General features: G+C 76.1%; 7 protein-coding genes. All 7 read left to right on the top strand.

The annotated features are described in order from the left end of the window. The first annotated feature begins 76 nt into the window (after positions 1-76). The 7 genes from prfA (at position 77) to ACI78S_RS20545 (ending at position 7,342) form a co-directional block, all read left to right on the top strand. Positions 77-1,156, top strand: coding sequence for a peptide chain release factor 1 (gene prfA / locus ACI78S_RS20575; protein WP_456976821.1), 1,080 nt, complete (start codon positions 77-79; stop codon positions 1,154-1,156). Continuing rightward, on the top strand, positions 1,153-1,989 hold the full coding sequence (gene prmC, locus ACI78S_RS20570) for a peptide chain release factor N(5)-glutamine methyltransferase (RefSeq protein ID WP_456976823.1): 837 nt from the start codon (positions 1,153-1,155) through the stop codon (positions 1,987-1,989). The genes prfA and prmC overlap by 4 nt, the downstream gene beginning before the upstream one ends. Positions 1,990-2,062: 73 nt before the next feature. Then, positions 2,063-3,526, top strand: a complete 1,464-nt coding sequence (locus tag ACI78S_RS20565; RefSeq protein WP_456976819.1) for a protein kinase domain-containing protein — start codon at positions 2,063-2,065, stop codon at positions 3,524-3,526. Between the two features lie 21 nt (positions 3,527-3,547). After that, positions 3,548-4,207 (top strand): L-threonylcarbamoyladenylate synthase, encoded by a 660-nt coding sequence (locus tag ACI78S_RS20560; protein ID WP_456976817.1) that lies wholly within the window; start codon positions 3,548-3,550, stop codon positions 4,205-4,207. A gap of 124 nt (positions 4,208-4,331) precedes the next feature. After that, positions 4,332-5,609 (top strand): serine hydroxymethyltransferase, encoded by a 1,278-nt coding sequence (locus ACI78S_RS20555; protein ID WP_456976815.1) that lies wholly within the window; start codon positions 4,332-4,334, stop codon positions 5,607-5,609. A 12-nt stretch (positions 5,610-5,621) separates the two neighbouring features. Next, on the top strand, positions 5,622-6,884 hold the full coding sequence (locus ACI78S_RS20550) for a glycosyltransferase family 4 protein (RefSeq protein WP_456976813.1): 1,263 nt from the start codon (positions 5,622-5,624) through the stop codon (positions 6,882-6,884). Continuing rightward, positions 6,881-7,342 carry a hypothetical protein gene (locus ACI78S_RS20545; protein WP_456976811.1) on the top strand — a complete coding sequence of 154 codons (462 nt, stop codon included), beginning with the start codon at positions 6,881-6,883 and terminating at the stop codon, positions 7,340-7,342. Before ACI78S_RS20550 ends, ACI78S_RS20545 begins: the two co-directional genes overlap by 4 nt. The last annotated feature ends 25 nt before the right edge of the window (positions 7,343-7,367 follow it).

Below are 7,367 nucleotides of genomic sequence, written 5' to 3'. Positions count from 1 at the left end.
CCGGCCGGCCACCGCCCCGGCCCCCCCCCCCCCGCGCCGGCCTGGCCGTCCCGAAAGCCCCCGGGAGGCGACCGAGATGACCTCCGGCACCGAGGCCGGGACCGACCGGCTGGCCGGGCTGCTCGCCGAGCACGCCTCGCTGGAGGCCGAGCTCGCCGACCCGGCCGTGCACGCCGACCAGTCCCGGGCCCGCCGGCTGGGGCGGCGCTACGCCCAGCTGGCCCCGGTCGTCGAGACCGCGCGCGCCCTCGACACCGCCCGCGACGACCTCGAGGCCGCGCGCGAGCTGGCCGCCGAGGACCCGTCGTTCGCCGCCGAGGCCACCGCGCTCGAGGGCCGGATCGACGCGCTCTCCGACCGCCTCCGCGAGCAGCTGCTGCCCAAGGACCCCGACGACGACAAGGACGTCATCCTCGAGATCAAGGCGGGGGAGGGCGGCGCCGAGTCGGCGCTGTTCGCCGGCGACCTGCTGCGCATGTACCTCCGCTACGCGGAGCGGCGCGGCTGGGCGGCCGAGGTCATCGACGCCGTCGACGCCGAGCTCGGCGGGTACAAGGACGTCTCCGTGGCGATCAAGGCCCGCGGTGACGAGGGCATCTGGTCGCGGCTGAAGTTCGAGGGCGGCGTGCACCGCGTGCAGCGGGTGCCGGTCACCGAGTCGCAGGGCCGCATCCACACCTCCGCCGCCGGTGTGCTGGTGCTCCCCGAGGCCGAGGAGGTCGACGTCACCGTCGACCCGAACGACCTGCGCATCGACGTCTTCCGCTCCTCCGGCCCGGGCGGGCAGAGCGTGAACACCACCGACTCCGCGGTGCGGATCACCCACCTGCCCACCGGCATCGTCGTCTCCTGCCAGAACGAGAAGAGCCAGCTGCAGAACCGGGAGTCGGCGCTGCGCATCCTGCGCGCCCGGCTGCTGGCCGCGGCCCGCGAGGAGGCCGCCGCGGCGGCCAGCGACCAGCGGCGCAGCCAGGTGCGCACCGTCGACCGCAGCGAGCGGGTGCGCACCTACAACTTCCCGGAGAACCGGATCTCCGACCACCGGGTCGGCTACAAGGCCTACAACCTCGACCAGATGCTCGACGGCGACCTCGACGCGGTCATCGACGCGCTGGACAGGGCGCACACCGCCGAGCTGCTGGCGGCCGGCTCCTGAATCCCCGCGGCCTGCTCACCGACGCGGCGCGCCGGCTCGCCGAGGCGGGGGTCGAGTCCCCGCGGGTGGACGCCGAGCTGCTGCTCGCGCACGTGCTCGGCACCTCCCGCACCGGGCTGCTCACCCTCGCCGAGGTCCCCGACGACGTCGCCGCCCGCTTCGCCGCACTGCTGGACCAGCGGGCCGACCGCGTGCCGCTGCAGCACCTCACCGGCCGGGCGCCGTTCCGCCACCTGGAGCTCGCCGTGGGTCCCGGCGTCTTCGTGCCCCGGCCAGAGACCGAGGCGCTGGTCGGCTGGGCGCTGGAGCGGCTGGCCGGCCTGCCCGAGCCGGTCGTCGTCGACCTCGGCGCCGGCTCCGGCGCGATCGCGCTGTCGCTGGCGCACGAGCACCCCGGTGCCCGCGTCGTCGCCGTCGAGCGCGATCCCGTGGCCATCGAGTGGACCCGCACCAACGCCGCCGGCTCGACCGTCGACGTGCTGGCCGGCGACATGACCGACCCCGCACTGCTCACCGACCTCGACGGCACGGTCGACCTGGTCGTCTCCAACCCGCCCTACGTGCCCGACGGCGCCCGGGTGCCGCGCGAGGTCGCCGACCACGACCCGCCGCTGGCGCTGTGGGGCGGCCCCGACGGGCTCGACGTCGTCCGCGGGCTGCTGGGCACCGCGGCCCGGCTGCTGCGACCCGGCGGGTGGCTGGGCATCGAGCACGCCGACCAGCAGGGGAGCGCGCTGCCCGCGCTGGTGCGGGCGCACGGCGGCTGGACCGACGTCGAGGACCACGTCGACCTCACCGCCCGACCCCGGTACACCACCGCGCGGCGCCGCTGACCGTTCACCCGGGCGAGCGCACGGGTGCATGCCGCGGGCGCTCCCGTGGCACCCACGAGCCCCAGGAGGTGGCATGGACACCGGACCCCGGCTCCTCGCGGGCCGCTACGAGCTGCACGCGCTCGTCGCCGGCGGCGGCATGGGGCAGGTCTGGCGCGGGCGCGACACCCTGCTCGACCGCCCCGTGGCCGTCAAGCTGCTCCGCGACGACGTCGCCGCGGACGCCGCCTTCCTCGCCCGGTTCCGCCGCGAGGCGCAGCACGCCGCCGTCCTCACCCACCCGCACATCGCCGCGGTCTTCGACTACGGCGAGGCCGCGACGCCGGGGGGAGCGCCGCTGGCCTACCTGGTGATGGAGCTGGTCGAGGGGGAGTCGCTGGCCGCCCTGCTGGCCCGGCAGCCCCGCCCGGGGACCCCCCGCGCCCTGGACGTGGTGCGGCAGGCCGCCGACGGGCTGGCCGCGGCGCACGCCGCGGGGGTGGTGCACCGCGACGTGAAGCCGGCGAACCTGCTCGTCCGGCGGGACGGCGTCGTGAAGATCACCGACTTCGGCATCGCCCGCTCGGCGGCGAGCGTGCCGGTGACGGCCACCGGGCAGGTGATGGGGACCGCGCACTACCTGTCGCCGGAGCAGGCCGCCGGGCAGCCGTCGACGCCCGCGAGCGACGTCTACTCGCTGGGCGTGGTGGCCTACGAGTGCCTGGCCGGGCGCCGCCCCTTCGACGGGGAGCACCCGGTGCAGGTCGCGGTGAAGCACCTGCGCGAGGAACCGCCGCCGCTGCCCGCCGAGGTCCCGCCCGCCGTCCGCGACCTCGTCGCGCGCGCGATGGCCAAGGACCCCGCGGCGCGCTTCCCCGACGGCGCGGCGCTGCGGGACGCGGTCGACCGGCTGGTCGCGGGCGCGCCGACCACGCCCGTCGGGCCGGCCCGCACCGCCGTGCTGCCGGTGGCCGCACCCCTCACGACGCCCCTCGCGCCTGCGCCGGCGCCGGCCCGTGACGCCCGACGACGGCGTGCGCTCCCGCTGCTGGCCGGGCTGGCGGTCCTCGCGGTCGCCGCCGTCGTCCTCGTCGCCGTCCTCGCCGGGCGGACGGGACCGAGCGGCGCCGGGGAGAGCCCGGCGAGCACGACGTCCGCGCCGGCCGGCATCGACGTCGTCGCCGAGGAGCTCGTCGGTCGCCCGGTCGCCGACGTCCGGTCGGACCTGATCGCCCGCGGGCTCGCGGTCGAGCTGGTGCCGGTCGAGACCGCCGACGTCGCGGCCGGGCAGGTGACGGCGGTGGAGCCGACCGGGACGCTCGCGCCCGGCGACGCCGTGCGGGTGTCCTACGCGGTGCCGCCGGTGCCCGTCCCCACCACCCCGCCGCCCGCCCCGGGCGAGGACGGCGACGGGAACGGCAACGGGAACGGCAACGGCAACGGGAACGGCAACGGGAACGGCAACGGCAACGGGGGTGGCGGCAACGGGGACGAGGGCGGCGGCAACGGGGACGAGGGGAACGAGGGCGGCGGCGACGGCGGGGACGGCGACGGCTGAGCCCGCCCCGCGGCTCACCGGATGACAGACTGGCGCCTCGTGGCCGACGTCTTCGACTGCTCCGACCCCGACGCCCGGGCTGCCGGCCTGGAGGCCGCGGCGGCCGCGATCGCCGACGGCAAGCTGGTGCTGCTGCCCACCGACACCGTGTACGGCGTCGCCGCCGACGCCTTCAACCCGGCGGCCGTCACCGGTCTGCTCGCCGCGAAGAACCGCGGCCGCGCCATGCCGGTCCCGGTGCTCATCGGCGACTCGTCCACCCTCTCCGGGCTCGTCCTCCGCCTCCCGCCCCTCGCCCACGACCTGGCGGCGGCGTTCTGGCCCGGCGGGCTGACCCTGGTGGTGGAGCACGCCCCGTCGCTGGCCTGGGACCTGGGCGACGCCGAGGGCACGGTCGCCGTCCGCCTCCCGGACGACGACATCGCCCGGGACCTGCTGCGCCGCACCGGCCCGCTCGCCGTCTCCAGCGCCAACCGGTCCGGTCGGCCGGCCGCCACCACCGCGCAGAAGGCGCTCGAGCAGCTCGGCACCCACGCGGCCGTCGTCCTCGACGGCGGCCCGCGCGCCGGCACCGCCGCCAGCACGATCGTCGACTGCACCGCCCCCGCCCCGCGGGTGCTGCGCGTCGGCGCGATCCCGGTCGACCGCCTGCGCGAGGTCGTGCCGGACATCACCGACTGAGGGCTGCGCCGGAGGCCCGGCGCGGGTGAGGACGGCAACAGGCCGCGGTGCAGTCCGGAGGAACCGTGTCGTGGCAGTACCGTGGGGCGACAGCCCCCGCCCCCTCGTTCTGGAGCGCGCCGCGATGAGCACCCCCTACTGGGGCCCCGACTTCGACGCCCTGGCCGCCTTCGACCCCGACATCGCCGGCGTCGTCGTCGACGAGCTCGACCGCCTGCGCGGCGGACTGCAGCTGATCGCCAGCGAGAACTTCACCAGCCCGGCCGTGCTGGCCGCGCTGGGCAGCACGCTGTCGAACAAGTACGCGGAGGGGTACCCCGGCCGCCGCTACTACGGCGGCTGCGAGGTCGTCGACCGGGCCGAGGAGATCGGCATCGCCCGCGCCAAGGAGCTCTTCGGCGCCGACCACGCCAACCTGCAGCCCCACTCCGGCGCCAACGCCAACCTCGCCGCGTACGGCGCCTTCCTGCAGCCCGGGGACACCCTGCTGGCCATGGCCCTGCCGCACGGCGGCCACCTCACCCACGGCGCGAAGGTGTCGTTCAGCGGCAAGTGGTTCAACGCCGTCCAGTACGGCGTGCACCCGCAGACCGAGCACATCGACTACGACCAGGTCCGCGACCTCGCCCGCGAGCACCGGCCCAAGATGATCATCTGCGGCGGCTCGGCCATCCCGCGGCTGATCGACTTCGCGGCGTTCCGGGAGATCTGCGACGAGGTCGGCGCGATCATGATGGTCGACGCCGCGCACTTCATCGGCCTGGTCGCCGGCAAGGCCATCCCCAGCCCGGTGCCCTACGCCGACGTCGTCACCTTCACCACGCACAAGGTGCTCCGCGGGCCCCGCGGCGGCGCGATCGTCTGCAAGGCCGAGCACGCCAAGGCCATCGACAAGGCCGCCTTCCCGATGATGCAGGGCGGTCCGCTGATGCACGCGGTCGCCGCCAAGGCGGTGAACCTCAAGGAGTGCCTGCAGCCGGAGTACCAGGCCTACGCCCGGCAGGTCATCGCCAACGCCCAGGCGCTGACCGACGGCCTCGCGGCCGAGGGGCTGCGCCCGGTCGCCGGCGGCACCGACACCCACCTCGCGCTGCTCGACCTGCGGGAGACCGGGGTGACCGGTGCGGAGGCCGAGGCCCGCTGCGACGCCGCCGGCATCGTGCTCAACAAGAACGCGATCCCGTTCGACCCCCAGCCCGCGTCGGTCGCCTCCGGCATCCGCGTCGGCAGCCCCGCGGTCACCACCCAGGGCATGACCGAGACCGACATGAAGGAGATCGCCTCGCTCATCGGGACGGCGATCCGCGACGCCGACGGCAGCCGCAGCGGCGAGGTCGCCACCGCCGTCCGGGAGCTCGTCGCGGCCCACCCCGCCTACCCCGAGCCGCAGCGCGCCGGCTGAGAGCGACGCTCCGTGCGCGAGTACGCCGTCGTCCTGCTCACCGCCGGTCTGGTCACCTTCCTGGCCACGCCGGTGGTGCGGATGGCGGCGGTCCGGCTGCGCATGATGGCCGCGCCGCGCGAGCGCGACGTGCACGTCATCCCGACGCCGCGGGGCGGCGGGGTGGCCATGTACCTCGGGGTCGCGGCGGCGGTGCTCGTGGCCACCCGGCTGCCCGCGCTGCAGCGGACGTTCGACGACTCGCAGACCGCCGCGGTGCTCGTCGCCGGCGGCCTGATCTGCCTGCTCGGCGTGCTCGACGACAAGTTCGGGCTCGACGCGCTGACCAAGCTGACCGGGCAGATCGCCGCGGCGGGCGTGATGGTGCTGCTCGGCGTCCAGCTGGCGTTCGTCTTCCTGCCGGTCGCCGACATCGGCACGCTCTCGCTGGGGCCCGACGTCGGGGTGCCGCTGACGATCCTGCTCACCGTCCTCACGGTGAACGCGCTGAACTTCATCGACGGTCTCGACGGCCTGGCCGCCGGGGTGTCGGCGATCGCGGCGCTGGCCTTCTTCGCCTACAGCTACAACCTCGGCCTGGTCGGCTACGACGACGTCGCCAGCGCTCCCGCGCTGATCACCGCCGTGCTGGCCGGCGCCTGCCTGGGCTTCCTGCCGCACAACTTCCGCCCGGCCCGCATCTTCATGGGGGACTCCGGCTCCATGCTGGTGGGGCTGATGCTGGCGGCGGCGGCGGTGACGGCGACCGGGGGAGTGGACCCCCAGTCCTTCGACTCGGCGGCCAGCCTGCTGCCGCTGACCCTGCCGCTGCTGGTGCCGATCGCGATCCTGCTCATCCCGTTCGTCGACCTGCTGATGGCCGTCGTCCGGCGCAGCCTGCGCGGCAGGTCGCCGTTCGCGCCGGACAAGATGCACCTGCACCACCGGCTGCTGTCCATCGGCCACTCCCACCGCCGGGCGGTGCTGGTCATGTACTTCTGGGCCGCGCTGCTCTCGTTCGGCGCCGTGACCCTGTCGATCACCGGCGGCCGGGCCGAGCTGCTCGTCGCCATCGGCGTCCTGCTGGTCGTCGGCGTGGTCGTCGTCCTGAGCCCGCGGGCCCGCCGCGCCGCCCGCGAGGCCCGGGCCGCGGAGCTCCTCGCCCAGAAGGAGCGCAGCCGCGCCGACCACCCGACCGCCCGCGCGGCGCGGGCCGCGGCGCTGCAGACGGCCCTCGAGCCGGCCGCCGCGGAGCGGGAACCGCGCGACCAGGGCGTGCGGCAGGTGGTCCGGTGACCCCGCCGACCCGCTCCGACACCCCGTGGGACCTGTCGTTCCTGCGCGTGGGCGCCCTCGTCTGCGCCGGTGCCACCGCCGTCGCGGCACCCGTCGTGGGCCTCGCCGCCGGGTGGGGGGACGCCGTGAGCGTGGTCGTCGGCGCCGCCGTCGTCACCGCCTTCTTCTGCGTCTCGGGCCTGGTCGTGGCCCGGGCCGGGCGGCGGTCGGACTCCTACACCCTCCCCGCGGCGCTGGGCATGTTCCTGGTCAAGGCGCTCCTGCTGTTCGCCCTGCTCGCCGCGCTGCCCGCCGACGGGTGGCTCGACCAGGTCACGCTCGGCTGGACCGTCGTCGCCGGTGCCCTGCTGTGGTCCTGCGTGCAGCTGCGGTGGGTGTGGACCCGGCCGCTGTACTACGTCCAGCCGCCCGCGCCGCCGGGCCGCTCCACCACCCCTGCGGGTGACGAGAGGGCGTGACCAGCGGCCTCCCGGGGAGGCCCCG

The organism is Geodermatophilus sp. SYSU D00815 (genome assembly GCF_054050035.1).
This window is presented reverse-complemented; position numbering and strand designations above follow the sequence as displayed.